Below are 25,657 nucleotides of genomic sequence, written 5' to 3' on the forward strand. Positions count from 1 at the left end.
GGCCGGTCCGTCGATAGGATGATCGAGCAACATCGTCGTCTCCAGGTTGAATGGATGCAACCTCAGTCTGGCCTCAGACTTGGTCGCTATCCACCCCCAGGGAATCTTCGCTTCGCTCGCAATGACGAAATCAAGACCGTTACCCGCACGACGCTTCGCCTACGGCTCTCACCGGTGCCCGAAGATCGCACTTCCCACGCGGACATGGGTGGCGCCGAGCATGATCGCGGTCACAAAATCCGCGCTCATGCCCATCGACAGGTTCTTCAGGCCATTGCGCGCCGCGATCTTGGCGGTGAGAGCAAAGTGCGCCGCCGGCGGTTCGTCGATCGGCGGGATGCACATCAGGCCGGAAATCGTCAGCCCATAGGTGTCGCGGCAGCTCGCCAGGAAGGCATCGGCCTCGCCGGGCGCGACGCCGGCCTTCTGCGGCTCCTCGCCGGTGTTGATCTGGACGAACAGCTGCGGGTGCTTGTTCTGGGATTCGATTTCCTTGGCTAACGCTTGGCAAATGCTCGGACGGTCGACCGAATGGATGGCATCGAACAGCGCGACCGCCTCCTTCGCCTTGTTGGATTGCAGCGGCCCGATCAAATGCAGCGCGACGTCCGAGTAGACAGACATTAACGCGGGCCACTTGCCTTTGGCCTCCTGGACCCGATTCTCGCCGAATACGCGCTGTCCGGCGTCGATCACCGGGGTAATCATATCCGCGGCGAAAGTCTTGGACACGGCGATCAGCGTCACGGAGGCGCGATCGCGCTGCGCATCCTTGCAGGCACGTGCAATTTCGGCCTCAACTGCGGCGAGTCCGTTTGGTGAGTGGCCGGTTGCCGGCGCGGCGTTGGCTTCTGTCATGACGTCGATCAGTTGTAGTCGTAACCGCAGGTAAGTCCAATTTTACCGAGTTCAAGAAAGAGTTTTTGAACCCTTCGCTTTACCTTGCCCATGGGGTGGGTAGCGAAGATGGCAAGCGTCAGTCTCAACCGCAAACGAGCCAAACTCAAGCAGGTTCTCGGAATCCGGGCGCGGCTCGCGTTGCTCGCGGTGATTCTGGTCGCCCCCTTGATGCTCGAGCGCATCCGTTCGCTCGAAGACACGCGCGCGCGGCAGATCGCGCAGGCCGCCGCCGAATTCACCACGGTCGCAAGGCACAGCGCCGATGCGCAGCGCGAGGTGATCTCGTCGGTCGAGACCATCCTGAAATCGGAGGCCTTCATCCGGGCCTCCGCCGGCGGCATCAGCAAGAGCTGCGACGTGCTGCGTGCGAGCCTGCCGTCGAGCCTGCCCTGGATCCGCACGCTTCTGATCGCGGGCCAGGACGGCCGCATCCAGTGCGCCACCAACAACATGTATGTCGGCCTCGATCTCAGTGACCGGCCCTACTTCCTGCAGGCACAGGAAACCGGCCGCTTCGTGCTGAGCGACTTCATCCTGTCCCGGCCCGCGCCGACGCCGACCGTCATGGCGGCTTACCCGGTGTCCGCCTTCAGCGGCGTCCCGGATGCCGTCGTGCTCGCCACCGTCAACCTCGACTGGATGTCGAAGGTTATGAGCAATCTCGGCGGACGCGCCGGCATCACGGCGGTTCTCGTCGACAGCGCCGGCGCCGTACTGGCCGCGCCCGCCGACCAGCACAGCGCGGTCGGCCGTCCCCTCGACAACATGCCGCTGATGTCGGCGATCGCCGACAGGGCGCTGCGGTCCGACCAGGATGAAGGCGCGCTGTCCTTTCTAGCTGCCGACGGCTCCCGCCGCGCGGTCAGCTACATCCGCATCGCCGGCACCAATGCGCGCCTGATCGCGAGCATCGACGAGGACAAGGTGTCCGCGGCGGTGAGCCGCGACATCCGCACCGCCTATCTTCAGCTCGCCTTCGTCGTCGTGTTCGTCCTGCTCGGCGCGCTGATCGCCGCCGAGAAACTGGTGATCAAGCCGATCGAGATGCTGGCCGACATGGCCAAGCGTCTCGGCGAAGGCGATCTGTCGGCGCGGGCGGCGCGTACTCGCCTGCCCGCCGAGTTCGTGCCGCTGGCCCGCGCGTTCAATGCGATGGCCGCGCAATTGAGTCAGCGCGAGCGCGAGCTGATCGCGAGCAACGACCGCCTAACGGTGATGGCATCGATCGACATGCTGTCCGGTCTCGCAAACCGTCGCGGCTTCCAGAGCCGGCTCGATTTCGAATGGATGCGCGCCCAGCAATATGGCAGCGACCTCGCGCTTCTGATGATCGACGTCGACCACTTCAAGCTCTTCAACGATACTTATGGCCATCTCGAAGGCGATTCCTGCCTGACCCGGCTCGGCGAATCGCTGTCCGGCATTGCCGCCGACACGATGGGTTTCGCGGCGCGCTATGGCGGCGAGGAATTCTGTCTGCTGCTGCCGAACACCGACGTGGCCCGCGCCGTCGAAATCGGCGAACTCGTGCGCGCGGCCGTGTTGAAACTCTGCCTGCCGCACATCACCTCCGCGCATATGATCGTCACCGTCTCGATCGGCGTTGCAGCGACGAAGCCAAACGAGACACTGCGCCCCGGTGACCTCATCGAAGCCGCCGACGCCGCGCTCTACGCCGCAAAACACCGCGGCCGCAACAACGTCGTCGAGCACGGCGTGCAGGCGATCGAGACCGGCGCGACTGAGATCGCGATGGCAGGCTAGCCGGCCACCCGCCCCGCTCGAGCGCGCGCTCCGCAACGGCGCGATTGCGGGCGCTGAGCTTTGCAAGATAGAGCGCGCGGTTGCCGCGCGCGAGACTGGCGCTCAGCTCGTTAATTGCACCTCAAACTGGACCTACCTCGGTAGCGAACCGGAAGTTTGAAGCGGAAAACGTGAAATCTGTCGGCGTTCGGCAACCCATTGACCCCTTCCAGGCTTTTATGGCCTAGTCCGCCGTCTTTAGCCGGCCGAACCCACGAAAACCCAACGATTCCATGACCTCCGAACGCTACAATGCTCGCGACGCCGAACCGCGCTGGCAACGCCTCTGGGACGAACAGGCGATCTTCGTCTCCCGAAACGACGATCCGCGGCCGAAATATTACGTCCTCGAGATGTTCCCCTACCCCTCCGGGCGCATCCATATCGGTCATGTCCGCAACTATACACTCGGCGACGTACTGGCCCGGTTCATGCGCGCCAAGGGGTTCAACGTGCTGCACCCGATGGGCTGGGACGCCTTCGGCCTGCCGGCCGAGAACGCCGCGATCGAGCGCAAGGTGGCACCCAAGGCCTGGACCTACGACAACATCGCCGCGATGAAGAAGCAGCTCCGCTCGATCGGGCTGTCGCTGGACTGGTCCAGAGAGATCGCGACCTGCGATCCCTCCTACTACAAGCACCAGCAGAAGATGTTTCTCGACTTCCTGCGCGAAGGGCTCGCCGAGCGCGAGAAGCGCAAGGTGAACTGGGACCCCGTCGACATGACCGTGCTCGCCAACGAGCAGGTAATCGACGGCCGTGGCTGGCGTTCCGGCGCCGTCGTCGAGCAGCGCGAGATGAACCAGTGGGTCTTCAAGATCACGAAGTACTCGCAGGAGCTGCTGTCGGCGCTGGACGGGCTCCACCGCTGGCCCGACAAGGTGCGGCTAATGCAGCGCAACTGGATCGGCCGCTCGGAAGGCCTGTTGATCCGCTTTGCGCTGGACGCGGCGACGACGCCGGCCGGCGAAAGCGAGCTGAAGATTTTCACGACGCGCCCGGACACGCTGTTCGGCGCGAGGTTCATGGCGATCTCGGCGGATCATCCGCTGGCGCAGGCGGCCGCCGCGAAGAACCCTGCGCTTGCGGAGTTCATCACCGAGATCAAGAAGATCGGCACCGCGCAGGAGGTCATCGACACCGCGGAGAAGCAGGGCTTCGACACCGGCATCCGCGCGGTGCACCCGTTCGATTCCTCCTGGAAGCTGCCGGTTTATGTCGCCAACTTCGTGCTGATGGAATACGGCACCGGCGCGATCTTCGGCTGCCCCGCGCACGACCAGCGCGACCTCGACTTCGTCAACAAGTACAACCTCGGCAACACGCCGGTGGTGTGCCCCGAGGGGCAGGATCCCAAATCGTTCGTCATCACCGATACCGCCTATGACGGTGACGGCCGCATGATCAATTCCCGCTTCCTCGACGGCATGACGATCGATCAGGCCAAGGAAGAGGTGGCGAAGCGGCTTGAAGGCGAGCTGCGCGGCAACGCGCCGGTCGGCGAGCGGCAGGTTAATTTCCGCCTGCGCGACTGGGGCATTTCGCGCCAGCGCTATTGGGGCTGCCCGATTCCCGTCATCCATTGCCCGAAATGCGATGTGGTGCCGGTGCCGGATGCCGATTTGCCGGTGAAGCTGCCGGATGATGCGACATTCGACAGGCCGGGCAACGCGCTCGATCATCATCCGACCTGGAAACACGTCACCTGCCCGAAATGCGGGGCGAAGGCGCAGCGTGAGACCGACACCATGGACACTTTCGTGGATTCGTCCTGGTACTTCGCGCGCTTCACCGATCCCTGGAACGAGAGCGCGCCGACGACGCCTGCGGTCGCCAACCGGATGCTGCCGGTTGATCAGTATATCGGCGGCGTCGAGCACGCGATCCTGCATCTGCTCTACAGCCGCTTCTTCACTCGCGCGATGAAGGCGACTGGACACATCGCGCTCGACGAGCCGTTTGCCGGCATGTTCACACAAGGCATGGTGGTGCACGAGACCTACCAGAAGGCCGACGGCTCCTATGTGCAGCCGGCCGAGGTCAAGGTCGAGGTTGGCGGCAATGGTCGCCGCGCCACGCTGCTCGCGACCGGCGAAGACATCCAGATCGGTCCGATCGAGAAGATGTCGAAGTCGAAGAAGAACACTGTCGATCCCGACGACATCATCGAGACCTACGGCGCCGACGTCGCCCGCTGGTTCATGCTGTCAGACTCCCCGCCCGATCGCGACGTGATCTGGAGCGACGAGCGCGTCCAGGGCGCATCGCGCTTCGTGCAGCGGCTGTGGCGGCTGGTGAACGATGCGAAGGAACTCGGCAAGGACGCGCCGGCGGCCCGGCCGGCTTCGTTCGGAGCAGATGCCACGGCCTTGCGCAAGGCCGCCCATGGCGCCCTGGACAAGGTCACGACCGGCATCGAGCGACTGCATTTCAATGTCTGCCTGGCCCATATCCGCGAATTCGCCAATGCCCTGTCCGAGGTGCTCCAGCGCCCCGGCCAGCCTGCCGCGGACCTGGCCTGGGCCATCCGGGAGGCCAGCCAGATCCTGGTCCAGCTGTTCTCCCCGATGATGCCGCATCTGGCCGAGGAGTGCTGGCAGGCTTTGGGCCAGAGCGGGCTGGTTTCGGAGGCCAATTGGCCCCAAATCGAACGCGATTTGCTGGTTGAAGACAGCGTGACCCTGGTGGTTCAGGTCAACGGCAAGAAGCGGGGTGAGGTCACAGTTGCAACACTGGCCCAGAATCCGGAAATCGAGGCTGCCGTTTTGGCCCTCGATGCGGTAAAGCTGGCCCTGGACGGCAAGCCCGTCCGCAAGGTGATCATCGTCCCCAAGAGGATCGTGAATGTTGTCGGCTAGGATCCGCATCGCAGCCCGCTTGCTGGCGGTCGCCGCCCTGGCGGCGCTGACGGCCGGCTGCTTCCAGCCGATGTATGCCGAACGCAACGACGGCACCCCTGGGCTGCGCGAGAAGCTGATGGGCGTCGAGCTGCCGCCGATCGCCAAAGCGAACGCCTCCCGCGAGGCGCGCGTTGGCGTCGAGGTCCGCAATGCCCTGGCCTTCAAGCTCTACGGCACGGCGACGGGAATGCCGCCGACCCACCGCCTGGAGATCCGCTTCACCACCTCCCGCTCGTCCCTGATCGTGAGCGCCGCGACGGGACTGCCGACCAGCGAAAATTACGGCATCGATGCGCAATACAATCTGATCGACGTCGCGACCGGAAAATCGGTGATGACCGGGACCACCTTCTCGCGTGTGTCCTACGACATGCCCGGCTCCTATCAGCGCTTCTCCCGCAACCGCGCCGTGCGCGACGCCGAAGATCGTGCCGCCAACGAGATCGCGGAGAACATCAACACCCGGCTCGCCTCGTTCTTCACCGCGGGTACCTGACCCTCGCGGTCATTCCGGGGCATGCGAAGCATGAACCCGGTATCCAGAAACTGCAGATACAGATTCCGGGTTCGGCTCTTCGAGCCGCCCCGGAATGACGCCCTTGAGGCAACATGGTCGCGCTGCGCGGAAAAGAGATCGATGCCTTCCTCGCCCGCCCCGATGCGGGCCGAGCGATCATCCTGCTCTACGGTCCCGACGCGGGCCTCGTGCGCGAGCGCGCCGATGCGCTGATCGCATCCGCCGTCGACGATCCCAACGATCCATTCTCGCTGGTCAAGCTCGACGGCGACGAGCTCTCCGCCGAGCCGTCGCGCCTCGTCGACGAGGCCATGACGGTGCCGCTGTTCGGCGGCCGCCGCGCCATCCGCGTCCGCGCCGGCTCGCGCAGCTTTACCAGCGGCATCGACACCCTGGCCGAGATGAACGTAAAGGATTGCCGCATCGTGATCGAGGCCGGCGAGCTGCGCCCGGAATCGCCGCTGCGCAAGGCTTGCGAGCGCGCCAAGACGGCGGTCGCGATCGGCTGCTATCCCGACACCGAGCGCGACCTTGCCAAGCTGATGGAGGACGAGCTCCGCATCGCCAATCTGCGCATCGCGCCGGACGCCCGCGCGGCGCTGATGTCGTTCCTTGGCGGCGACCGCCAGGCCTCGCGCAACGAGCTGCGCAAGCTCACGCTCTATGCCCACGGCAAGGGCGAGGTCACGCTGGATGATGTGATGTCCGTGGTTGCCGACGCCTCCGAGCTGAAGCTCGATCCCATCGTCGATGGCGCTTTTGCCGGCCGGCCCGACATTGTCGAGACCGAATTCGCCAAGGCGATGATCGCCGGCACCTATCCCGGCGTGATCATCTCCGCCGCGCAGCGCCAGGCCGCGTGGCTGCACAAATCGGCGCTCGCGATTGCCGACGGGACGCCGGCCTCAGCCGTGCTCGACGGCGGCTTTCCACGGCTGCACTTCTCGCGCAAGCCCGCGGTCGAAACGGCGCTGCGCAATTTCAGCCCGGCCCGGCTCGCCGCCATCATCGAGCAGCTCGCGACCGCCGCGCTCGACACCCGCAAGCAATCCACCCTCGCCGCCGCCATCGCCCAGCGCACGCTGATGGCGATCGCCGCGAATGCGAAGCGGCGAGGCTGAGCCGGCTCTCTCCACGCGTCATCGCGACCGTAACTCTCGCAACGCCGTCATTGCGAGGAGCCCTTGCGACGAAGCAATCCAGAATCCCTCCGCGGAAAGATTCTGGATTTGCTTTGCTTCGCTCACAATGACGATGTGGAAGTAGATTCGATCAGAAACTCAGCCTCATTCCGGGATGCCTGACGGAGGCGAACCCGGAACGACGCGCAAGCTACAGCGCGCCCTTCGCGAGCCGCTTCATCACCTCGTCGAGCTGATCGAGGTTGCGATAGTTGATCTGCACGGAGCCGCCAGGATCGCGGTGATTGACCGTGACCTTGAGACCGAGCGCGTCGCTGACGCGCTTTTCGAGATCGACCGTATCGGGGTCCTTTTCCTTCGCCCCAGCGCGCGCCTTCTGCGGCTTGCGCTCCGGCACGCCCTCTTCATGCGCAAGCGCCTCGGTCTGACGGACGTTGAGGCCCTCCTCGACGATGCGCTTGGCGGCCGCGAGCGGATCGGGCACGCCGATCAGTGCGCGAGCATGGCCAGCCGTCAGCTCGCCGGTTGCGATCAAGGCCTGCACCTCGGCCGGCAGCTTCGTCAGACGCATCATGTTGGCGACGTGGCTGCGGCTCTTGCCGACGACTTTTGCGATGTCGTCCTGGCTGCGTTTGAACTCGTTGGCAAGCGCGTGATAGCCCTGCGCCTCTTCCATCGGGTTGAGGTCTTCGCGCTGCACGTTCTCGACGATCGCGAACTCCAGCGCATCGCTGTCGCTGATGTCGACCGGGACGATCGGCACTTCATGCAGGCCAGCCATTTGCGAGGCGCGCCAGCGCCGCTCGCCGGCGATGATCTCGTAGCGATCCTGCGCGCCCTTCACCGGACGCACCACGATCGGCTGGATCACACCGTGCTGCTTGATGGAGTCGGAGAGCTCCTTGAGCTCGGCCTCCGAAAAGGTGCGACGCGGATTGCGCGGATTGGCTTTGATGAATTCGATCGGCACCTTGCGCTGCGCGCGCGGGCGATCGACATGCTGAGCCTCGCCGCCGACATCACCGATCAGACTCGCAAGACCCCGGCCCAGTCGCGAACGCGCTTCGTCGGCCATCGCCAGCTCCCTTGGATTCACTTGAGCGCACTCCAGAACTGAATTTCGAATCGTAGGGTGGGTTAGCGAAGCGTAACCCACCTCTTTTGTTTCCGTGGAGATAGACATGGTGGGTTACGCCTTCGGCTAACCCACCCTACAAGTCAGATCAATGCGTCGTCCGCAGCTCGCGCTCGCGCTGGATCACCTCGGTGGCGAGCCGCAAATACGCTTCGCTGCCGACGCATTTGAGGTCGTAGACCAGCACCGGCTTGCCGTAGGACGGCGCTTCCGAGATGCGCACGTTGCGCGGGATCATTGTCTTGTAGACTTTCTCGCCCATGAACTGGCGGACGTCGGCGACGACCTGGTTCGAGAGGTTGTTACGCGAGTCGAACATGGTCAGCACGATGCCGTGGATCGACAGGTTCGGGTTGAGCGTCGAGCGCACCTGCTCCACGGTCTGCAGCAATTGCGACAGACCTTCGAGCGCGAAGAATTCGCATTGCAGCGGTACCAGGATCGCATCGGACGCCGCCATGGCGTTGACCGTGAGCAGGTTGAGCGAAGGCGGGCAGTCGATCAGCACGTACGTGTAGTCGGCATCCGGCGAGACATTGTTGTTGAGCGCACCGATGGCGTCGCGCAGCTTGAAGGCGCGGCCGGGCGTGGTGCCGAGCTCGAGTTCAAGGCCGGACAGATCCATGGTCGAGGGCGCGATGTGCAGCCGCGGCACCGCGGTCGAGACCACAGCCTCGCGCAAGGCGGCTTCGCCGACCAGCACGTCGTAGGTCGAACAGCTACGGTTGCGGCGATCGATGCCGAGGCCGGTCGAGGCGTTGCCCTGCGGATCGAGATCGACGATCAGGACGCGTTCGCCAATCGCGGCGAGCGCCGTGCCGAGGTTAATCGCTGTGGTTGTTTTTCCGACGCCGCCCTTCTGATTTGCCAGCGCCAGGATGCGCGGGTGGCCATGCGGCACCTCAGCTGCCTGTTCTTGCGCGGTCTTTTCTTGCTGCGGCTCGTCAATCACGGTCATCGCAATTCCCCACTCAAACCCCTTAGCGCCTCAGCTCCGCCGTTCGGCGGTCTCAAGCTCCACGATCCAGCCGTCGCCGGTGCGGCTTGGATGAAGCCGAGGCCGAATATTCCAATGTTTAGCGGCTTCGGTCAATTCAGCCTCTACATCTTGACCCTTGAGAAATAACGCTTTTGCGCCCTGGCGTATCAGCGGCTCCGCAAAGCCGATGAGTTGATGTAGCGGAGCGAGCGCACGCGCGGTGACGCAATCGACGGGGCCGGTGATTCTATCCACATTATCCCCGATTTCAGCGAGATGTACGATCCCCGGAGATGTCGTGACGCGGATCGCTTCGCGCAGGAACGCGGCCTTTTTGGCGATTCGCTCGACAAGATGGACGCGAGCATCGGGCCTCCCGGCCATGGCGCAGGCCAGGACGATGCCCGGAAAGCCACCGCCGCTGCCGAGGTCGGCCCATCGTTTTGCCGCCGGTGCGAGATCCACGAGCTGAAGCGAGTCGGCGATGTGCCGGGTCCAAAGGTGCGGCAGGGTCGATGGCGCAACGAGGTTGGTCTTGGCCTGCCACTCGCGGAGCAAGGCGATGTAGCGATCGAGCCGGTCTTCCGTTTCAACCGAAACAGGCGCGAGCTTGAGCGCCGCAATCTTGTCAGCAGCGATGACGGCGTCCAGCGATTGATCGTTGGTGCCGGCGTTGTCGATCTTCGGTCTGATCAGCCTCGGCTCGGGCCGTCGACCGGCACCCTCGCCCGCCGCAGGTTTTCCTGATGACGATCTGCCGCCCCCCGGCCCGCGCTGTTTCACGTGAAACCTCTATGCAATCGCCTTTGAGGTCTTCCGTGCCTCACGCCGCAGATAGGCTGCGAGAATGCCGAGCGCCGCCGGCGTCATCCCATCGATCCGGCCGGCCTGGCCGACCGTGAACGGTCGGGCCTTCTCCAGCTTGGTCCGCACCTCATTGGAGAGACCGGGGACCTGCTGATAATCGACCTCCGACAGCACCATCCCCTCGTCGCGCCGGAAGGCTTCGACGTCGGCGCTCTGGCGCTCCAGATAGACGTCGTATTTGGCGTCGGTTTCGAGGTGGGTCGCGATGACGGGGTCGATCGCCGACAGCTCCGGCCAGATCGCCCGGACCTGGCTCCAGCCGATATCCGGATAGGCCATCAGTTCGAAGGCGGACCGGCGCTGGCCATCGCGGTTCAGGGAGAGTCCGTGCTTGATCGCCTCGTTCGGGGTGATCGCAAGCGACTTCGAGAGCGCGCGGGCTGCGTTCAGCGCATCCATCTTGGCGCGATGATGCTGCATGCGGGCACTGCCGACACACCCCAAGGCGATGCCCTTCTCGGTCAGACGTTGATCCGCATTGTCGGCCCGCAGCGTCAGCCGGTATTCCGCCCGGGAGGTGAACATCCGATAGGGCTCGCTGATCCCGCGGGTGACGAGATCGTCGATCATCACACCGAGATAGCCATCCGCCCGGTCGAACACCGTTAGCGCCGCCCCGCTCGCGGAGAGCGCTGCGTTGACGCCGGCCACGATGCCCTGCCCGGCGGCTTCTTCGTATCCGGTGGTGCCGTTGATCTGCCCGGCCAGGAACAGACCGCGCAGACGCTTGGTCTGGAGGGTCGGATCGAGCTCGCGGGGATCGATGTGGTCGTATTCGATGGCGTACCCCGGACGGACCATCTTCACCCGCTCCAGGCCGGGGATGCTGGCGAGGATCGCGAGCTGGACCTCCTCAGGGAGCGAGGTCGAGACGCCGTTGGGATAGACAGTCGTATCGTCGAGCCCTTCCGGCTCCAGGAAGATCTGATGGCCGTCACGGTCGCCGAAGCGGACGATCTTATCCTCGATTGACGGACAATAACGCGGACCGGAACTCTTGATCTGGCCGGAATACATCGGGGAGCGATGGACATTGGCGCGGATCACTTCATGCGTCGCCGAGGTGGTCCGGGTGATGCCGCACTGGATCTGCGACGTCGTGATCCGTTCCGTCATCACCGAGAACGGCTCAGGCGGTTCGTCTCCGGGCTGCATTTCGACCGCCGACCAATCGATCGTGGTGCCGTCCAGGCGGGGGGGAGTCCCCGTCTTCAGCCGCCCGAGGGTGAAGCCGGCGCGCTCAAAGGAGCCAGAAAGGCCCATCGCCGGTGCCTCGCCGACGCGACCGGCGGGCCAATTCTTCTCCCCGAGATGGATCAGACCGCGCAGGAAGGTGCCGGTGGTGACGACAATCGCCCCTGCCCGAAGCTTCCGGCCGTCGGTCAGGCGCAGGCCGATGACCCGGCCTTCCACCACGATCAGCTCGTCGGCCTCCCCCCCGAGGACGGAAAGACCCTCGGTCTCCCGGATCGCGGCCTGCATCGCGGCCGCATAGAGCCTTCGGTCGGCCTGAGCGCGAGGACCACGGACCGCCGGGCCCTTGCGGCGATTGAGGACACGAAATTGGATGCCGCCGGCATCGGCGACCCGGCCCATCAGACCATCGAGCGCATCGACTTCGCGGACCAGATGACCCTTGCCGAGACCGCCAATGGCGGGGTTGCAGGACATCGCGCCGACGGTCGAGAAACGATGCGTCACAAGAGCGGTTGTTGCACCCATCCGAGCAGCAGCCGCCGCGGCCTCACAGCCGGCGTGACCGCCGCCAATGACGATGACGTCGTAGTTCTCTCGCTCTGTTCGCATGAGCCAACTTCTAGCTCAGAGGTGTGAAAGCCGGAAGTGGAAACTAGGCGGAGATGTTTCACGTGAAACGGAGCATTCGAGGGGAAAGCGATTCCGCGAAAACAACCCCATGCACAGTAGACGAGCTATTGAACCTGCTGCGTTTCAGGTGAAACAAAATCACTGAAATGATCAAAAGATATCGCCGCGACGCGATCCCAGAATCTTTCGTGGGCAGTCTGGATTATCGTGCAGTGATGCTCGTAAGGGCGGCCGGCGCCCCAACCGTTTCACGAGGCAAAGGAACCACAGCATTTGTTCACGTGAAACGCAAAGAGTGGAACAAAGGCTAGTTCTACAATGAAGAACTAATCCTACTTTCCGATGCAAAATTTCTGGAAAATGGCGCCGAGCACGTCTTCCACGTCCACCCGGCCGAGCAGCCGGCCCAAGGCATAGGCCGCGCCACGCAATTCTTCGGCGGCGAGCTCTTCGCCCTCTTCTACAAGCTCCAAACTCCGGCGCAAGCTGTCTGCCGCTTGGCGCAACAGCTCGCGTTGGCGTGCCCGAGTCACCAATGCACCCTCGCTGCTCCCGAAGAATTCAGAGGCGAATTGCACGAGAGCATCGACCAGCTGAGGGATGCCATCGCCCTGGCTCGCGGAGATCGCGAAGTCGCCGTGCCCCCCCGCTTCCCCGCCCCCACCGAGATCGACCTTGTTGCGCACGATCCAGATCGAGCCGCCAGGCGGACCATTCCCGCCGCCGGCCTTCCGCAGCAACCGCGTCGCGTCCGGATCGATGGTCTGCGATCCCTCCACCAGCCACAGCACGAGATCCGCGTCTTCGGCCCTGGCCCGTGCCCGGCGCACGCCCTCTTGCTCGACAGGATCGTCGGTCTCGCGAATGCCGGCGGTGTCGATCAGCGTGACGGGGTAGCCGTCGAGGTCGAGCTGCACCTCGATCACATCGCGTGTGGTGCCGGCGTACGGCGAGACGATCGCAACCTCGCGGCGTGCGAGCTGATTGATCAGCGTCGACTTGCCGACATTCGGCTCGCCTGCGATCGCGACCACCAGGCCATCGCGCAGCCGTTCAGCTTGGCCCTGTGCCGCAATGACTCCTGCAATTTCGCCATGCAGCGCTCCGATCGCCTTGACGGCGGGCGCCAGAAGCTCGGCAGGCACGTCGCCCTCATCCGAGAAATCGATGCCGGCTTCGATCAAGGCCGAAGCTTCGATGATACGTTCGCGCCAATCGCGTGCACGATTGCCGAGCAGGCCCTGCAACTGGCGCAGCGCTTGACGCCGCTGGCGCTCGGTATCGGCGTGGATGAGATCGTCGAGGCCCTCGGCCTCGGTGAGGTCGAGCTTGCCGTTCTCGAATGCACGCCGCGTGAACTCGCCGGGCTCGGCCGCTCGCGTGTTCGGGATTGCAGAAATTGCAGCGAGGAGCGCCGAGAGCACAGCGCGGCCGCCATGGACGTGGAATTCGGCGACGTCCTCGCCGGTCGCACTTGCCGGCCCCGGAAACCAGAGCACGACCGCATCATCGATCGGCTGGCCCGTGGCGTCACGGAGCAACCTGCGGCTGGCGTGCCTCGGCGCCGGCAGTTCACCGGCCAACGTCGTCAGCGCCAAGCCAGCCCGTGGCCCGGAGACGCGCACCACCGCAATCGCGCTTGGCGGACGGCCGGACGACAGCGCAAAGATGGTCTGGTCTTGCGGATGCATGGCCTATTTGTCCGGCTGCCGGAGAAAAGGCAAACCTCCATTTCGGACGCCAGGTGGCATGATTTTGCTGCGCCACATCCCGCAGCGGAAAGATGATATTGCGGTGCAGCATTAGTACAGCATTTTTGCTGCAGAACGCAGCCGCTCAACTCGGCAGGCTCACCGAATTCAAAACATTATCGTCCTATATCAATGACTTAACTAAAATCGGGCTATGTAACAAGCCGCTTGCTATGCTGCAGGTTCACTGCAGCATAGCTGCACAAGAAGGGCGCCCCGAGGGCGCCCTCCAACTTTCCGTTGCACTGCACTCAGGTGTTCATCGAGTCGAAGAACTCCGAATTGCTCTTGGTTGAGCGCAGCTTGTCGAGCAGGAAGTCGATCGCGTCCATGGTGCCCATCGGGTTCAGGATGCGGCGGAGCACGTACATCTTCTTGAGCACCTGCGGATCGGTGATGAGCTCCTCCTTGCGGGTGCCGGAGCGCGAGATGTCGATCGCCGGGAAGGTGCGCTTGTCCGAGACCTTGCGGTCCAGGATCAGCTCCGAGTTGCCGGTGCCCTTGAACTCTTCGAAGATGACTTCGTCCATGCGGCTGCCGGTATCGACCAGCGCCGTCGCGATGATGGTCAGCGAGCCGCCCTCCTCGATGTTGCGGGCCGCGCCGAAGAAGCGCTTCGGGCGCTGCAGCGCGTTGGCGTCGACACCGCCGGTCAGCACCTTGCCGGATGACGGCACCACGGTGTTGTAGGCACGACCCAAGCGCGTGATCGAATCGAGCAGGATCACGACGTCGCGGCCATGCTCGACCAGGCGCTTGGCCTTCTCGATCACCATCTCGGCGACCTGGACGTGGCGCACCGCAGGCTCGTCGAACGTCGAGGACACCACCTCGCCCTTCACCGAACGCTGCATATCCGTGACTTCTTCCGGGCGCTCGTCGATCAGGAGCACGATCAGATAGCATTCGGGATGATTGTGCGTGATCGAATGCGCGATGTTCTGCATCAGCACGGTTTTGCCGGTGCGCGGCGGCGCGACGATCAAGGCGCGCTGGCCCTTGCCGATGGGCGCGACGATGTCGATCACGCGTGCGGAGAGATCCTTTCGCGTGGGATCGTCGATCTCCATGCGGAAGCGCTGATTCGGAAACAGCGGCGTGAGGTTGTCGAAATTGACCTTGTGCTTGGCCTTCTCCGGATCCTCGAAATTGAGCGTGTTGACCTTCAGCAGCGCGAAATAGCGCTCGCCCTCCTTCGGGCTGCGGATATGGCCTTCGAGGGTGTCGCCGGTGCGTAAGCCGAACCGGCGGATCTGCGAGGGCGAAACGTAGATGTCGTCCGGACCCGGCAGATAATTCGCATCGGGCGAGCGGAGGAAGCCGAAGCCGTCGGACAGCACCTCGACGACGCCCTCGCCGACGATGTCGGTCTCGGCCAGCGAAAGCTGCTTGAGGATAGCGAACAACAGCTCCTGCTTGCGCATGGTGCTGGCATTCTCGACCCCGTTCTCTTCCGCGAACGAGACCAGCTCGGCCGGGGTTTTCGACTTGAGGTCCTGAAGTTTAATTTCCCGCATTGGGATGGTCCTGTGGGGTAACCTTGGAAGGGGTGCGAGGAGGCTGAAATGCGGACGTGAGAAGGTAAGGTCCGCAGGTCTGGCAAGGAGAGTGCCGGTGAGGCTTCAAACCTGATGCGGTGTCCGGCCTCTGGAAAGCTCAGACACAACCACATCCGCCTGCGTTGGGTGGGATACGGATAATATAGAAAATCGCTTCCTGCTCCGCAAGCCGAAGCGCCGAGGGATTCGTCGCGCGCGTGCCTAGAACGGCTTCACGATCACCATGATCACGATGAAAATCATCAGGACTGTCGGCACCTCATTGATAATCCGATAGAATTTCTGGGTCCGCGGGCGCCGGTCGCGGGCGAAATCCCTCAGCCAGCGGGAAAAAAAGCCGTGGACCGCGGACATTGCCAGGACCAGTGCCAGTTTTACGTGCAGCCAGCCGGAGGTGAACCAATGGCCGGACCAGGCGAGATAAAGCCCGGCCAGCCAAGTGACCATCATGGCGGGGTTGATGATCGCCTTGAGTAGCCGGCGCTCCATTGTCTTGAACGTTTCGGACTGCTTCGAGCCGATTTCGGTCTCCGAATGGTAGACGAACAGCCGTGGCAGATAGAGCATGCCGGCCATCCAGGCGATGACGGCGATCACGTGCAGCGCCTTGATCCAGAGATAGAGGTCTTCAAACATGTGCCGCCCCGGATTCCTGCCGAGCATTCCAAACGCTGGGGATAGTAAGAACTCGTTAAGGTCTTACCCTGCACACTTATCCGTCCGTAGCGCCTTCCTCAAATCTAGAATCTTAGATTCTTAAGGTTTGAGTCTATGTGACCGTGGATTGGACTCACACAATTCCGTCCGCGGCTTCACGCGCGCTTGTTCACATCCATCAACATATCCTGCGCTAGTCTGGCCTGTCGGAATAATTGACCCGCGCTCAGGGGCTTGCGCCCGCCTGTCGGCAGCTTATCAAGAGGGTTGTTCGCGCAATCCCGTTGCCGTCGCGGAGGACCGGCAAACTTGTCCTGACGGGCAGCGGTGTGAAGAAAATTGGCCGTTGTCCCGCCCCTGCTGTCGCGCAACCCTTTCCGAGGGGTTAAGCTCCACAGAAATCCACAAATCACACCGCCTCCATACAAAGGGTTTTTGTGCCGACCTCGAACAATTATTTCCATCTGCACCTCGTCTCCGACTCCACGGGTGAGACGCTGATCACCGTGGCCCGCGCGGTCGCGGCCCAATACGCCAACGTGACGCCGGTCGAGCACGTCTATCCGCTGGTGCGCAGCCAAAAGCAGCTCGATCGCGTGCTCGATGAGATCGAGGAGGCGCCGGGCATCGTGCTGTTCACGCTGCTGGAGAAGGATCTGGTCTCCAGGCTCGAGAACAAGTGCAAGGCGATCAACGTCCCGAGCCTGTCGATCATCGGCCCGGTGATGCAACTGTTCGAAGCCTATCTCGGCGCCGCGACCACGGGTCGCGTTGGCGCCCAGCACGTGCTCAATGCGGAATATTTCAAGCGCATCGACGCGCTGAACTACACCATGATCCACGACGATGGGCAGCATGTCGAAGGCCTCGACGAGGCCGACGTGGTGCTGGTGGGTGTGTCCCGCACTTCGAAGACGCCGACGTCGATCTATCTCGCTAATCGCGGCATCCGCACCGCCAATGTGCCGCTGGTTCCGGGCATTCCGGTGCCCTCGCAATTGGAAACCCTGACGCGGCCGCTGGTGGTGAGCCTGCATGCGACGCCGGAACGCCTGATTCAGGTGCGCCAGAACCGCCTGCTCTCCATGGGCGCCAATTCCGGCAGTGACACCTATACCGACAAGCAAGCGGTCGCCGAGGAGGTCGCATTCGCACGCAAGCTCAGCGCCAAGCATGACTGGCCACTGCTGGATGTCACAAGGCGCTCGATCGAGGAAACCGCCGCGGCGATCATGAAGCTCTACACCGATCGCCAACGCAACCGGCCTTCGGAATAGTTGTCGCCATGGGTCTGTGGCGCGGCACATCTCCGCTGATCCTGGCCTCGCAGAGCAGCGCGCGGAAAATGCTGTTGGCGAATGCTGGACTCGAATTCGTGGCCGTCACGGCTGATATCGACGAGCGCGGCATCCAGGCGGCCTCGAAACTCTCAAATCCGCGCGAGATCGCCCTGCTGCTGGCGCGTGAGAAAGCCAAGGTGGTCTCGGCTCATCATCCCGGAAGCTATGTGATAGGCGCCGACCAGACGCTGGCCCTTGGCGAGCACCTCTTCAACAAGCCTGCTGGCCGTCCCCAGGCGATGGCACAATTGTGCGATCTCTCCGGCAACAGCCACGAGCTGAATTCGGCGGTGGCGGTGGCGCATGACGGAAGGATTGTTTTCGAGGATGTTTCCGTGGCCCGTATGACGATGCGGCAAATGACGGAAGCGGAGCTTACGGCCTATCTCGACGCCGCCGGCGCTGCCGTGACCACCAGCGTCGGCGCCTACCAGCTCGAGGGTCTCGGCATCCATCTGTTCGAGCGCATCGAGGGCGACCATTCCACCATTCTCGGCCTGCCGCTGCTGCCGCTGCTTGCGTTCCTGCGCCGCGAGAGGCTAGTTGCGGTGTAAACGACAGACAGGCTGGGCGCTGATGCGGATCCTGGGATTGACCGGCTCGATCGGGATGGGCAAATCCACCACCGCGAAATTGTTCGCGGAGGCTGGTGTTCCCGTCTACGACGCCGATGCCGCAGTTCATCATTTGTATGAGGGCGAAGCGGCTCCCGCGATCGAGGCTGCCTTCCCCGGCACGACCATCAACGGCAAGGTCGACCGGTCCAAACTGTCCGCGCGCGTGGTGCACGATCCCGCCGCGATCAAGCAGCTCGAGCAGATCGTCCATCCGATGCTCGGCGCCTCCCGGCAAAAATTCTTTGCCGATGCGGAAGCGGCCAAGGTCCCCGTCGTGGTCCTGGACATTCCCCTCCTGTTCGAGACCGGTGGCGAGAAACGGGTCGACGCCGTGGTCGTGGTCTCGACCTCACCGGAACTTCAGCGCGAGCGGGTGCTGGCGCGGGGAACGATGGACGAAGCAAAACTCGATGCCATCATCGCCAAGCAGATGCCCGACGCCGAAAAGCGCAAGCGCGCCGATTTCGTAGTGGATACGTCACACGGACTTGAGCCGGTGCGGGCGCAAATCAAGCACATCCTGGCCGAGGTCGTTAAGATGCCGCAGCGGCGAGCCTGATTCGCCGGTTTTACACGGCCATCTCGATCATGCGCGAAATCGTTCTCGATACCGAAACCACCGGCCTCGATCCGCTCCGCGGCGATCGGCTGGTCGAAATCGGCTGTGTCGAGATCTTCAACCGCATGCCGACCGGACAGACCTTCCACCGCTACATGAATCCTGAAAGGGACATGCCGGCCGAGGCCTTTGCAGTGCACGGGCTGTCGGCCGAATTTCTGGCGACCAAGCCGCTATTCCACGAGATCGTCGACGAGTTTCTGGAATTCATCGGCGATGCGCCGCTGGTGATTCACAACGCCTCGTTCGACATCAGCTTCATCAACGCCGAGCTTGACCGGATCAAGCGCGCAGCGATCCCGCGCGAGCGGCTGGTCGACACGCTGCTGCTGGCACGGCGCAAGCATCCCGGCGTGTCCAACCGGCTCGACGATCTCTGCTCGCGTTACGCGATCGACAATTCACACCGCACCAAGCACGGTGCGTTGCTCGATGCCGAGCTTCTGGCCGAGGTCTATGTTGACCTGGTCGGGGCGCGGCAGTCGCAGTTGCTGCTGGCCTCGGAAACCGAGGAAATTCGCGTCAGTGCAAGTGGCGAAGCGCCGCGGCGGCAGCGCCTGGTGCCGCTCGCGCCGCGGGTTTCTGCTGCCGAGCGCGAGGCCCATCGCACCTTCATCGCAACGCTCGGCGACAAGGCGATCTGGAACGAGTACCTGCCCGCACCAGCTGCCGTGGCGGCCGGTCAGGCCTGACCGGCTTGGCCCTGAGCGGCCATCTGCCGCTCCATGTTCTGACGATAGAGGCCGACGAAGTCGACCGGATCCAGCATCAGCGGCGGGAACCCGCCGTCGCGGACCGCGGTCGCGATGATCTCGCGGGCGAACGGGAACAGCAGACGCGGGCACTCGATCATGACCAGCGGATGCAAATTCTCCTTCGGCACATTGGCGATCCGGAACACGCCGGCATAGGCGAGCTCGAACGAGAACATCACCTTGCTCGCAGTCTCGGCCTTACCCTCGACCGACAACGTCACCTCGAACTCATGTTCGCTGAGATTGTTGGCGCTGACATTGATCTGGATGTTGATCTGGGGGGGCTGGCTCTGCTGCTGGAGCGAGCTCGGCGCGTTCGGATTTTCGAACGAGAGGTCCTTGGTATATTGCGCCAGCACGTTGAGCTGGGGAGCCTGGGCCGCCTCGGGAGGGGTGCCGTTACCGTTGGTCATGAAAGTCTCTCCTTACCCGATTTGGGCTGAATTTCGCGGCGGTTGGCTAACATAGGGCCGCCTCATTCCACAAGGACGAACGACCCCAGGCGAGGCATCGGAGTCGCGCCCGCAACTGTGACGTTCACCCCGGTCTTTTGCGCGAAATTGCGCCCTAAACGATTGAAGAAGCGCGATTTCCGGGCAGGATCGGGTTTCCCCTTGAGCATAAAACGCGCTACACTCGGCACTGTGCCAAAAGGCGGCATTGGCCGGGCAAGATTTCGTGCCTACATCCCGGGGACCAGACGCGCGGACCTGAAATGGTGATGTAGACTTGCCGTTCCCCTATGGAACGGTCTACTGGCCGGAACGATTTTCCCGGCAAGGACCCTCGGAAAAGACCAGAAAGCGAATACGACGTGGACATCTACACCATCATCTTCCTGGCGCTGGCGGTCTTCATCTTTCTGCGGCTGCGCAGTGTGCTGGGGCAGCGCACCGGCAGCGAACGGCCGCCGTTCGACCGCAACGCGCTCCAGGGTGCCCAGGACAAGAACGTCGTGACCATGCCGGGCAAGGTGATCGACCAGGCCCCGCTGGCGCCGACGACCGAGCCGACTCCGCCCACCGACCGCTGGAAGGGCCTGGCCGAGCCGGGCACCCCGCTCGCGCAGGGTCTCGACGCCATCGTCGACAAGGATTCCACCTTCGACCCGCGCCATTTCATCTCGGGTGCCCGTGGCGCCTATGAGATGATCGTGCTGGCCTTCGCCAATGGCGACCGCCGCGCGCTGCGCAATTTGTTGTCGCCGGAAGTCTATGAGAGCTTCGACGCCGCGATCAAGGAGCGCGAGAAGAACGAGCAGAAGACCGAGACGCGTTTCGTCTCGATCGACAAGGCCGAGCTCGTCGGCGCCGAGCTGCGCGACCGCACCGCCCAGCTCACCGTGCGCTTCGTCTCGCAGATGATCTCGGTCACCCGCGACAAGGCCGGCAATATCGTCGACGGCAGCGCCGACACGGTCGCCGACATCACCGACATCTGGACTTTCGCCCGCGACACCTCCTCTCGCGATCCGAACTGGAAGCTGGTTGGTACCGGAAGCGCGAATTAAGATCTTCTTGAAGACCAGCGCGACGGCGCTTTGCGCAGGTGTCGTCGTGCTGTCGTCGTTTTCGCTCGGCGCCGAGGCGGCGCGGCGCCACTACCGCAGTCACCACCGTCATCTTCCAACATTGCCTGCCGCTCCGCCGCGCGCCTTGCCCTATCCGCAGCTTTCGCTGCCGTTCGAGATTCCCGGCGCGCAATATCTGCCGCTGGCCTGGGCGGACGTGAAGGGCTGGAGCGACGATAATCATCTCGCCGCCTACAAGACCTTCCGCGCGAGCTGCCGTTCGATCAACACGCAGACCGGCGCGTCCGAGCCGAAAGCCGAAGCCAAAGCACTCGGCGCTTCGCTGGGCGAGCCCTGCCGGGTCGCCAAATCGCTCGAACTCACCGACGACGCCAGAGCCAAGACCTTCTTCGAGGAGAATTTTGCGCCGCTGCGCATCTCCCGTCTCGGTGAGCCCGACGGCTTCGTCACCGGCTATTACGAGCCCGTGCTCGAGGGATCGCGCAGCCAAACCGATGTTTACAACGTTCCGGTCTATCGCCGGCCCTCCAACCTGTTCGTGCGTGGCTACAAGCAGGACTCGGTCAGCCTGCCCAACAAGGGCCCGGTCTATCGCAAGATCGGTCGCCGCAAGCTGGTGCCCTATTACGACCGCGGCGAGATCGAGGACGGCAAGATCGCCGGCCGCGGGCTGGAGATCGCCTGGCTCAAGGACCCGACCGATCTCTTGTTCGCACAGATCCAGGGTTCGGCACGGATCAAGTTCGACGACGGCGGCACGGTCCGGCTCAATTACGACGCCTATAACGGCTATCCTTACACGGCGGTAGGTCGCATCCTGATCGAGCGCGGCATCATTCCGAAGGAGGAGATGTCGATGCAGAAGATCAGGGAATGGATGGCGCAGAATCCGGATGGGGCCAAGGAATTGCGCCGCCAGAACCGCGCCTACATCTTCTTCCGCGAGGTCAATCTCTCCGACAAGGAGGAGGCGGTGGGCGCGCAAGGGATTCCGCTGACGGCCGGCCGCTCGATCGCGGTCGACAAATCGCTGCACGTCTACGGCACGCCGTTCTTCATCGAGGGCGAGCTGCCGATCGAGTCCGAACGCGCCAAGACGCCGTTCCACCGGCTGATGATCGCCCAGGACACCGGCTCGGCCATCATTGGACCTGCGCGCGCCGACCTTTATTTTGGCGCGGGCGCGGATGCCGGCCGCGTCTCCGGGCGGTTGCGCCATCCCATGCATTTCGTGATGCTGGTGCCGAAGAGCCTCGATCCCAGTGTGCGCGGCGCGCGATTGCCGGTGCCGGATCCGCGGCCGTCGGAAAAGATCGCAAAGCTGTTTCCGCAGACCGATCCGGCGAAGCCCGCCTCTCCTGCTGCAGCGGCGACGGTCGGTAAAAACGAAACGGTCGCCACTGCCGGTTCCGTCCCGCTACCGGTGCCGCGTCCGGCGATCGAGCCCGTTCGCGAACCGCAGCGGCCGGTGAAGAATCGCTCGCATCGGCAGCAATGAAGCGATCCTCCCGTCCGCCCGTGCTGGAGCCCCGCCCCGTGCCGCGCCGCCGCGCCCTGAGCGAGGAGGAGCGCGAGCTGTGGGACACGGTTGCAAAGCAGGTGAAGCCGCTGAAGAAGCTTCGGGTGTCGAAGGCGCCGGCGGCGCCGCGCGCTGAATCCTCGCTTGCCGCCCAGGGGGCCAGACCTGCATCACCGTCAAGGCCGGTCGCGGCTGCGCCGGAGCCGCGCCTAGCAAAACCGTCCGTGCCGCCCTTGGCGCCGCTCGGCAAGCGCGAGCGCGCAAAGCTGTCGCGCGGACGACGCGAGATCGAGGCGCGGCTCGACCTGCATGGCATGACCCAGACGCGTGCCCATCGTGCGCTGACCGGCTTCCTGCACCGCGCCCATCACGACGGCCTGACCTTTGTCCTGGTCATCACCGGCAAGGGCCGCAGCGGCGGCGAAAGTGGCGTGCTCCGCCGCCAGGTCCCGGAATGGCTGAGCCTGCCGGAATTCCGTGCCTTCGTCGTCGGCTTCGAGGAGGCCCATATCGGCCACGGCGGCGAAGGTGCGCTGTATGTACGAATTCGGCGGGCAAGGCACTAAACCTCTCCCGCTCGCAGTGGGAGCGGGAGCGCAGCTTCTAAAACGGCCGGATGATTCCGACGCGCGGGATCAGCGTGATGATCAAACCGAAGATGTTGGTGTTGCGATCCTCCGCCTGAATCGGCGGCGCCTTCCGTGCGGCGGGCAGCATCTTCACCGCATGCAGGATCAGGAACATGCAGACCGCCCAGTTCGAGATCCAGCGCGAATAGTCGAACACCATTGCGAACATCACGAGATAAGCGAGGCTGACGCCGATCAGCGCCGCGATCACGAGACGGCGATGCGTTTCGCTGGCGAGCGCGTCGATCAGATTCGCAAAGAAGCGCCATAACGGCGTGTGCAGCCAGATCAAAAGCGCGAAGACCGGCACGCCGAGGATGTTGTGTGGCAGCCGGCCCCAGGTATCGGCAACCTCCTTCGCCAGCGGCTGATACCAGATGTAGCTGAATTGCAGCAGGTCGGTGCGGGATGGATCGGCCATCCGGCTCTTGAGATAGGCGACGAATTCCGCCTCCGGGATCGGCATCGTTCCCAGAAATTGCGCCGCGAAGAACAATGCGGAGACGATCGCGAAAGCGGCGACACCGAACGCGACGTTGGTGCGATGGCAGCCGCAAGCCAGGTAATGTCTGATCACGACGATGGTGATGATCGTCGGCACATACATCAAGAGATGGATGTGGTGGATCAGGACGAGCATGATCGAGAACAGCGCAGCCGTCGCCACGAACAGCAATGAGCCCGCCGGCATCAGCAGCAGGACGGTCGCCAGCGCACAGCCATAGATGTCGAAATGGCCGAGCGTGTGCATGAAGTTCTTGAGGAAGAACGGCGAGCCCGCGGTGAAGACGAACAACGGCAGCGTCTTCGCGGTGAAGCCGAACGTGTTCTGGAACAGTCTTGCGTAAAGGCCCAGCGTGACCAGCCACGTCGCGCCGCCGAGCGCGAACACCAGCCATACCGGTACCTTCGCCGTGAACAGCGCGACGATCGCCCCGATCAGCGCGCGCTTGATGAAGCCGAAATGGTAGTCGACGAGAAGGTGGATATAGGGGACGTAAGGCGGAAGCTGGATCTTGTGGACGAACACGCCGACGAGGACGGCGGCGTTGATCGCGAGCAGCAGGCGCCAGGGGTTTTGCAGGACGCTAGCGCGCATATGGCACTCGAGGCGCGTCAATCTCCGCGGTCCTTCCGGACAAGCGCGCATAGCGAGCGCTGATCCCGGACCCATAACCACAGAAGGTCGTTTGAGCCGAGATCGGAGTCGCCATCTGTTTCAACAAACACCGCCGGGGGGTAATGGGTCCTGGCGTTCGCCAGGACGACAGCGGGATAGATAGCGGACCCCGACCGAATTACAAAATGAACCGGCTCAAATCCGCATTTTTGGCGAGGTCGCCGACGTGCTTCTGCACGTAATCGGCGTCGACCCGGACGGTCTCGCCATTGCGGTCGGGAGCGGTGAACGAGATCTCGTCCAGCACCCGCTCCATCACGGTCTGGAGCCGCCGCGCGCCAATGTTCTCGACGGTGGAATTGACGGCGACCGCGACGTCGGCCAGCGCATCGATCGCGCTGTCGGTGATGTCGAGCGCCACGCCTTCGGTCTGCATCAAGGCGACATATTGCTTGATCAGCGAGGCTTCGGGCTCGGTCAGGATCCGGCGCATGTCGTCGCGGGTCAGCGCCTGCAATTCGACGCGGATCGGCAACCGGCCCTGCAACTCCGGCAACAGGTCGGACGGCTTTGCGACATGGAAGGCGCCGGAGGCGATGAACAGGATGTGGTCGGTCTTGACCGCGCCGTGCTTGGTCGAGACCGAGGTGCCCTCGATCAGCGGCAAGAGATCGCGCTGCACGCCCTCGCGCGAGACGTCGCCGCCGACGCGGCCGTCGCGCGCGCAGATCTTGTCGATCTCGTCCAGGAACACGATGCCGTTGTTCTCGACTGCGCTGATCGCCTCCAGCGTGAGCTGCTCGGTGTCCAAGAGCTTGTCGGATTCCTCGTTGACGAGGATTTCATGCGAGCCCTCCACCGTCAGCCGTCGCGTCTTGCTGCGGCCGCCCAGCTTGCCAAAGATGTCGCCGATCGAGATCGCGCCCATCTGCGCGCCCGGCATGCCGGGGATCTCGAACATAGGCATGCCGCCGCCGGACGACTGCGTCTCGATCTCGATTTCCTTATCATTGAGCTCGCCCGCACGCAGCTTCTTGCGGAACGATTCCCGCGTCGCGGAAGAGGCATTAGCGCCGACCAGCGCATCGAGCACACGCTCCTCGGCAGCGAGCTGCGCCCGCGCATGCACGTCCTTGCGCTTGCGCTCGCGCACCTGGACAATCGCGACCTCGACGAGATCGCGCACGATCTGCTCGACGTCGCGGCCGACATAGCCGACTTCGGTGAACTTGGTCGCTTCCACCTTCAGGAACGGCGCATTCGCGAGCTTGGCGAGCCGCCGCGCGATTTCCGTCTTGCCGACGCCAGTGGGGCCGATCATCAGGATGTTTTTCGGCAGCACCTCCTCGCGCAGGGAGCCTTCGAGCTGCTGCCGCCGCCAGCGGTTGCGCAGCGCGATCGAGACGGCGCGCTTGGCATCGGCCTGGCCGACGATGAAACGGTCGAGTTCAGAAACGATTTCGCGGGGAGAGAAGTCTGTCATGGCACCT

22 protein-coding genes are annotated in these 25,657 nt (G+C 63.6%); 11 read left to right on the forward strand and 11 right to left on the reverse strand.

Annotated elements, in window-relative coordinates:
- Positions 1 to 168: 168 nt before the first annotated feature.
- Positions 169 to 858, reverse strand: coding sequence for a YggS family pyridoxal phosphate-dependent enzyme (locus IVB12_RS01340; protein ID WP_247294868.1), 690 nt, complete (start codon positions 856 to 858; stop codon positions 169 to 171).
- Between the two features lie 108 nt (positions 859 to 966).
- On the opposite strand from IVB12_RS01340, the gene IVB12_RS01345 reads away from it, so the two are divergent.
- The 4 genes from IVB12_RS01345 to holA all read left to right on the forward strand — a co-directional run bounded on the left by IVB12_RS01345 (position 967) and on the right by holA (position 7,241).
- A complete protein-coding gene (locus tag IVB12_RS01345) occupies positions 967 to 2,664 on the forward strand; it encodes a diguanylate cyclase (protein ID WP_247294870.1) in 1,698 nt (565 codons plus the stop codon).
- A 272-nt stretch (positions 2,665 to 2,936) separates the two neighbouring features.
- Positions 2,937 to 5,561 carry a leucine--tRNA ligase gene (gene leuS / locus IVB12_RS01350; RefSeq protein WP_247294872.1) on the forward strand — a complete coding sequence of 875 codons (2,625 nt, stop codon included), beginning with the start codon at positions 2,937 to 2,939 and terminating at the stop codon, positions 5,559 to 5,561.
- Positions 5,548 to 6,099 (forward strand): LPS assembly lipoprotein LptE, encoded by a 552-nt coding sequence (gene lptE / locus IVB12_RS01355; protein WP_247294874.1) that lies wholly within the window; start codon positions 5,548 to 5,550, stop codon positions 6,097 to 6,099. The genes leuS and lptE overlap by 14 nt, the downstream gene beginning before the upstream one ends.
- Before the next feature lie 113 nt (positions 6,100 to 6,212).
- Positions 6,213 to 7,241, forward strand: coding sequence for a DNA polymerase III subunit delta (gene holA / locus IVB12_RS01360; protein WP_247294879.1), 1,029 nt, complete (start codon positions 6,213 to 6,215; stop codon positions 7,239 to 7,241).
- Positions 7,242 to 7,452: 211 nt separating this feature from the next.
- On the opposite strand, the gene IVB12_RS01365 is transcribed toward holA, so the two are convergent.
- The 7 genes from IVB12_RS01365 to hemJ all read right to left on the reverse strand — a co-directional run bounded on the left by IVB12_RS01365 (position 7,453) and on the right by hemJ (position 16,016).
- Entirely contained in the window at positions 7,453 to 8,337 is an 885-nt protein-coding gene (locus IVB12_RS01365; protein ID WP_247294881.1) for a ParB/RepB/Spo0J family partition protein, read from the reverse strand.
- A 148-nt stretch (positions 8,338 to 8,485) separates the two neighbouring features.
- Complete coding sequence (locus IVB12_RS01370) at positions 8,486 to 9,355, reverse strand: ParA family protein (RefSeq protein WP_247294883.1); 870 nt, start codon at positions 9,353 to 9,355, stop codon at positions 8,486 to 8,488.
- A gap of 30 nt (positions 9,356 to 9,385) precedes the next feature.
- Positions 9,386 to 10,027: a 16S rRNA (guanine(527)-N(7))-methyltransferase RsmG gene (gene rsmG / locus IVB12_RS01375; RefSeq protein WP_247295052.1), complete on the reverse strand. Its 642-nt coding sequence runs from the start codon at positions 10,025 to 10,027 to the stop codon at positions 9,386 to 9,388.
- 141 nt (positions 10,028 to 10,168) lie between these two features.
- The gene (mnmG, locus tag IVB12_RS01380; protein ID WP_247294885.1) at positions 10,169 to 12,049 is read right to left on the reverse strand and encodes a tRNA uridine-5-carboxymethylaminomethyl(34) synthesis enzyme MnmG; all 1,881 of its coding nucleotides are present in this window, start codon (positions 12,047 to 12,049) and stop codon (positions 10,169 to 10,171) included.
- Between the two features lie 353 nt (positions 12,050 to 12,402).
- On the reverse strand, positions 12,403 to 13,761 hold the full coding sequence (gene mnmE, locus IVB12_RS01385; protein WP_247294887.1) for a tRNA uridine-5-carboxymethylaminomethyl(34) synthesis GTPase MnmE: 1,359 nt from the start codon (positions 13,759 to 13,761) through the stop codon (positions 12,403 to 12,405).
- Between the two features lie 311 nt (positions 13,762 to 14,072).
- The gene (gene rho, locus IVB12_RS01390; RefSeq protein WP_247276610.1) at positions 14,073 to 15,338 is read right to left on the reverse strand and encodes a transcription termination factor Rho; all 1,266 of its coding nucleotides are present in this window, start codon (positions 15,336 to 15,338) and stop codon (positions 14,073 to 14,075) included.
- Between the two features lie 243 nt (positions 15,339 to 15,581).
- Positions 15,582 to 16,016: a protoporphyrinogen oxidase HemJ gene (gene hemJ, locus IVB12_RS01395; protein ID WP_247294889.1), complete on the reverse strand. Its 435-nt coding sequence runs from the start codon at positions 16,014 to 16,016 to the stop codon at positions 15,582 to 15,584.
- 458 nt (positions 16,017 to 16,474) lie between these two features.
- On the opposite strand from hemJ, the gene IVB12_RS01400 reads away from it, so the two are divergent.
- Genes IVB12_RS01400 through dnaQ form a run of 4 tightly spaced genes read left to right on the forward strand, consistent with a single transcriptional unit; the run spans position 16,475 to position 19,305 of the window.
- Complete coding sequence (locus tag IVB12_RS01400) at positions 16,475 to 17,314, forward strand: pyruvate, water dikinase regulatory protein (protein WP_247294891.1); 840 nt, start codon at positions 16,475 to 16,477, stop codon at positions 17,312 to 17,314.
- Positions 17,315 to 17,322: 8 nt separating this feature from the next.
- Entirely contained in the window at positions 17,323 to 17,931 is a 609-nt protein-coding gene (locus IVB12_RS01405) for a Maf family nucleotide pyrophosphatase (RefSeq protein WP_247294893.1), read from the forward strand.
- Between the two features lie 22 nt (positions 17,932 to 17,953).
- Positions 17,954 to 18,553, forward strand: a complete 600-nt coding sequence (gene coaE, locus IVB12_RS01410) for a dephospho-CoA kinase (RefSeq protein ID WP_247295054.1) — start codon at positions 17,954 to 17,956, stop codon at positions 18,551 to 18,553.
- Positions 18,554 to 18,582: 29 nt separating this feature from the next.
- On the forward strand, positions 18,583 to 19,305 hold the full coding sequence (gene dnaQ, locus IVB12_RS01415) for a DNA polymerase III subunit epsilon (RefSeq protein WP_247294896.1): 723 nt from the start codon (positions 18,583 to 18,585) through the stop codon (positions 19,303 to 19,305).
- Here the strand turns inward: dnaQ and secB are convergent.
- Positions 19,296 to 19,781: a protein-export chaperone SecB gene (gene secB, locus IVB12_RS01420; protein ID WP_247294899.1), complete on the reverse strand. Its 486-nt coding sequence runs from the start codon at positions 19,779 to 19,781 to the stop codon at positions 19,296 to 19,298. The two genes, dnaQ and secB, sit on opposite strands and share 10 nt — an antisense overlap.
- 401 nt (positions 19,782 to 20,182) lie before the next feature.
- Between secB and IVB12_RS01425 the strand changes: the two genes are divergently transcribed.
- Genes IVB12_RS01425 through IVB12_RS01435 form a run of 3 tightly spaced genes read left to right on the forward strand, consistent with a single transcriptional unit; the run spans position 20,183 to position 22,984 of the window.
- Entirely contained in the window at positions 20,183 to 20,878 is a 696-nt protein-coding gene (locus IVB12_RS01425) for a Tim44/TimA family putative adaptor protein (protein WP_247294902.1), read from the forward strand.
- Positions 20,856 to 22,397: an MltA domain-containing protein gene (locus IVB12_RS01430; RefSeq protein WP_247294903.1), complete on the forward strand. Its 1,542-nt coding sequence runs from the start codon at positions 20,856 to 20,858 to the stop codon at positions 22,395 to 22,397. Before IVB12_RS01425 ends, IVB12_RS01430 begins: the two co-directional genes overlap by 23 nt.
- Positions 22,394 to 22,984 (forward strand): Smr/MutS family protein, encoded by a 591-nt coding sequence (locus tag IVB12_RS01435; RefSeq protein WP_247294905.1) that lies wholly within the window; start codon positions 22,394 to 22,396, stop codon positions 22,982 to 22,984. The genes IVB12_RS01430 and IVB12_RS01435 overlap by 4 nt, the downstream gene beginning before the upstream one ends.
- 37 nt (positions 22,985 to 23,021) lie before the next feature.
- Here the strand turns inward: IVB12_RS01435 and IVB12_RS01440 are convergent, their stop codons facing one another.
- Positions 23,022 to 24,146 (reverse strand): hypothetical protein, encoded by a 1,125-nt coding sequence (locus tag IVB12_RS01440; RefSeq protein WP_247294907.1) that lies wholly within the window; start codon positions 24,144 to 24,146, stop codon positions 23,022 to 23,024.
- A gap of 199 nt (positions 24,147 to 24,345) precedes the next feature.
- Positions 24,346 to 25,650, reverse strand: a complete 1,305-nt coding sequence (gene hslU, locus IVB12_RS01445) for an ATP-dependent protease ATPase subunit HslU (RefSeq protein WP_247294909.1) — start codon at positions 25,648 to 25,650, stop codon at positions 24,346 to 24,348.
- Positions 25,651 to 25,657: the final 7 nt, after the last annotated feature.

Source organism: Bradyrhizobium sp. 179 (assembly GCF_023073535.1).
GTDB lineage: Bacteria > Pseudomonadota > Alphaproteobacteria > Rhizobiales > Xanthobacteraceae > Bradyrhizobium.

What these genes read in the sequence shown, in the direction of transcription:
- mnmG (WP_247294885.1), bottom strand. Translation starts at nt 12,049, where the DNA reads ATGCGAACAGAGCGAGAGAACTACGACGTCATCGTCATTGGCGGCGGT.
- dnaQ (WP_247294896.1), top strand. Translation starts at nt 18,583, where the DNA reads ATGCGCGAAATCGTTCTCGATACCGAAACCACCGGCCTCGATCCGCTC.
- hslU (WP_247294909.1), bottom strand. Translation starts at nt 25,650, where the DNA reads ATGACAGACTTCTCTCCCCGCGAAATCGTTTCTGAACTCGACCGTTTC.
- IVB12_RS01345 (WP_247294870.1), top strand. Translation starts at nt 967, where the DNA reads ATGGCAAGCGTCAGTCTCAACCGCAAACGAGCCAAACTCAAGCAGGTT.
- mnmE (WP_247294887.1), bottom strand. Translation starts at nt 13,761, where the DNA reads ATGCATCCGCAAGACCAGACCATCTTTGCGCTGTCGTCCGGCCGTCCG.
- IVB12_RS01370 (WP_247294883.1), bottom strand. Translation starts at nt 9,355, where the DNA reads ATGACCGTGATTGACGAGCCGCAGCAAGAAAAGACCGCGCAAGAACAG.
- leuS (WP_247294872.1), top strand. Translation starts at nt 2,937, where the DNA reads ATGACCTCCGAACGCTACAATGCTCGCGACGCCGAACCGCGCTGGCAA.
- IVB12_RS01405 (WP_247294893.1), top strand. Translation starts at nt 17,323, where the DNA reads ATGGGTCTGTGGCGCGGCACATCTCCGCTGATCCTGGCCTCGCAGAGC.
- hemJ (WP_247294889.1), bottom strand. Translation starts at nt 16,016, where the DNA reads ATGTTTGAAGACCTCTATCTCTGGATCAAGGCGCTGCACGTGATCGCC.
- coaE (WP_247295054.1), top strand. Translation starts at nt 17,954, where the DNA reads ATGCGGATCCTGGGATTGACCGGCTCGATCGGGATGGGCAAATCCACC.
- IVB12_RS01365 (WP_247294881.1), bottom strand. Translation starts at nt 8,337, where the DNA reads ATGGCCGACGAAGCGCGTTCGCGACTGGGCCGGGGTCTTGCGAGTCTG.
- secB (WP_247294899.1), bottom strand. Translation starts at nt 19,781, where the DNA reads ATGACCAACGGTAACGGCACCCCTCCCGAGGCGGCCCAGGCTCCCCAG.
- rho (WP_247276610.1), bottom strand. Translation starts at nt 15,338, where the DNA reads ATGCGGGAAATTAAACTTCAGGACCTCAAGTCGAAAACCCCGGCCGAG.
- IVB12_RS01440 (WP_247294907.1), bottom strand. Translation starts at nt 24,146, where the DNA reads ATGCGCGCTAGCGTCCTGCAAAACCCCTGGCGCCTGCTGCTCGCGATC.
- lptE (WP_247294874.1), top strand. Translation starts at nt 5,548, where the DNA reads ATGTTGTCGGCTAGGATCCGCATCGCAGCCCGCTTGCTGGCGGTCGCC.
- holA (WP_247294879.1), top strand. Translation starts at nt 6,213, where the DNA reads ATGGTCGCGCTGCGCGGAAAAGAGATCGATGCCTTCCTCGCCCGCCCC.
- IVB12_RS01435 (WP_247294905.1), top strand. Translation starts at nt 22,394, where the DNA reads ATGAAGCGATCCTCCCGTCCGCCCGTGCTGGAGCCCCGCCCCGTGCCG.
- IVB12_RS01340 (WP_247294868.1), bottom strand. Translation starts at nt 858, where the DNA reads ATGACAGAAGCCAACGCCGCGCCGGCAACCGGCCACTCACCAAACGGA.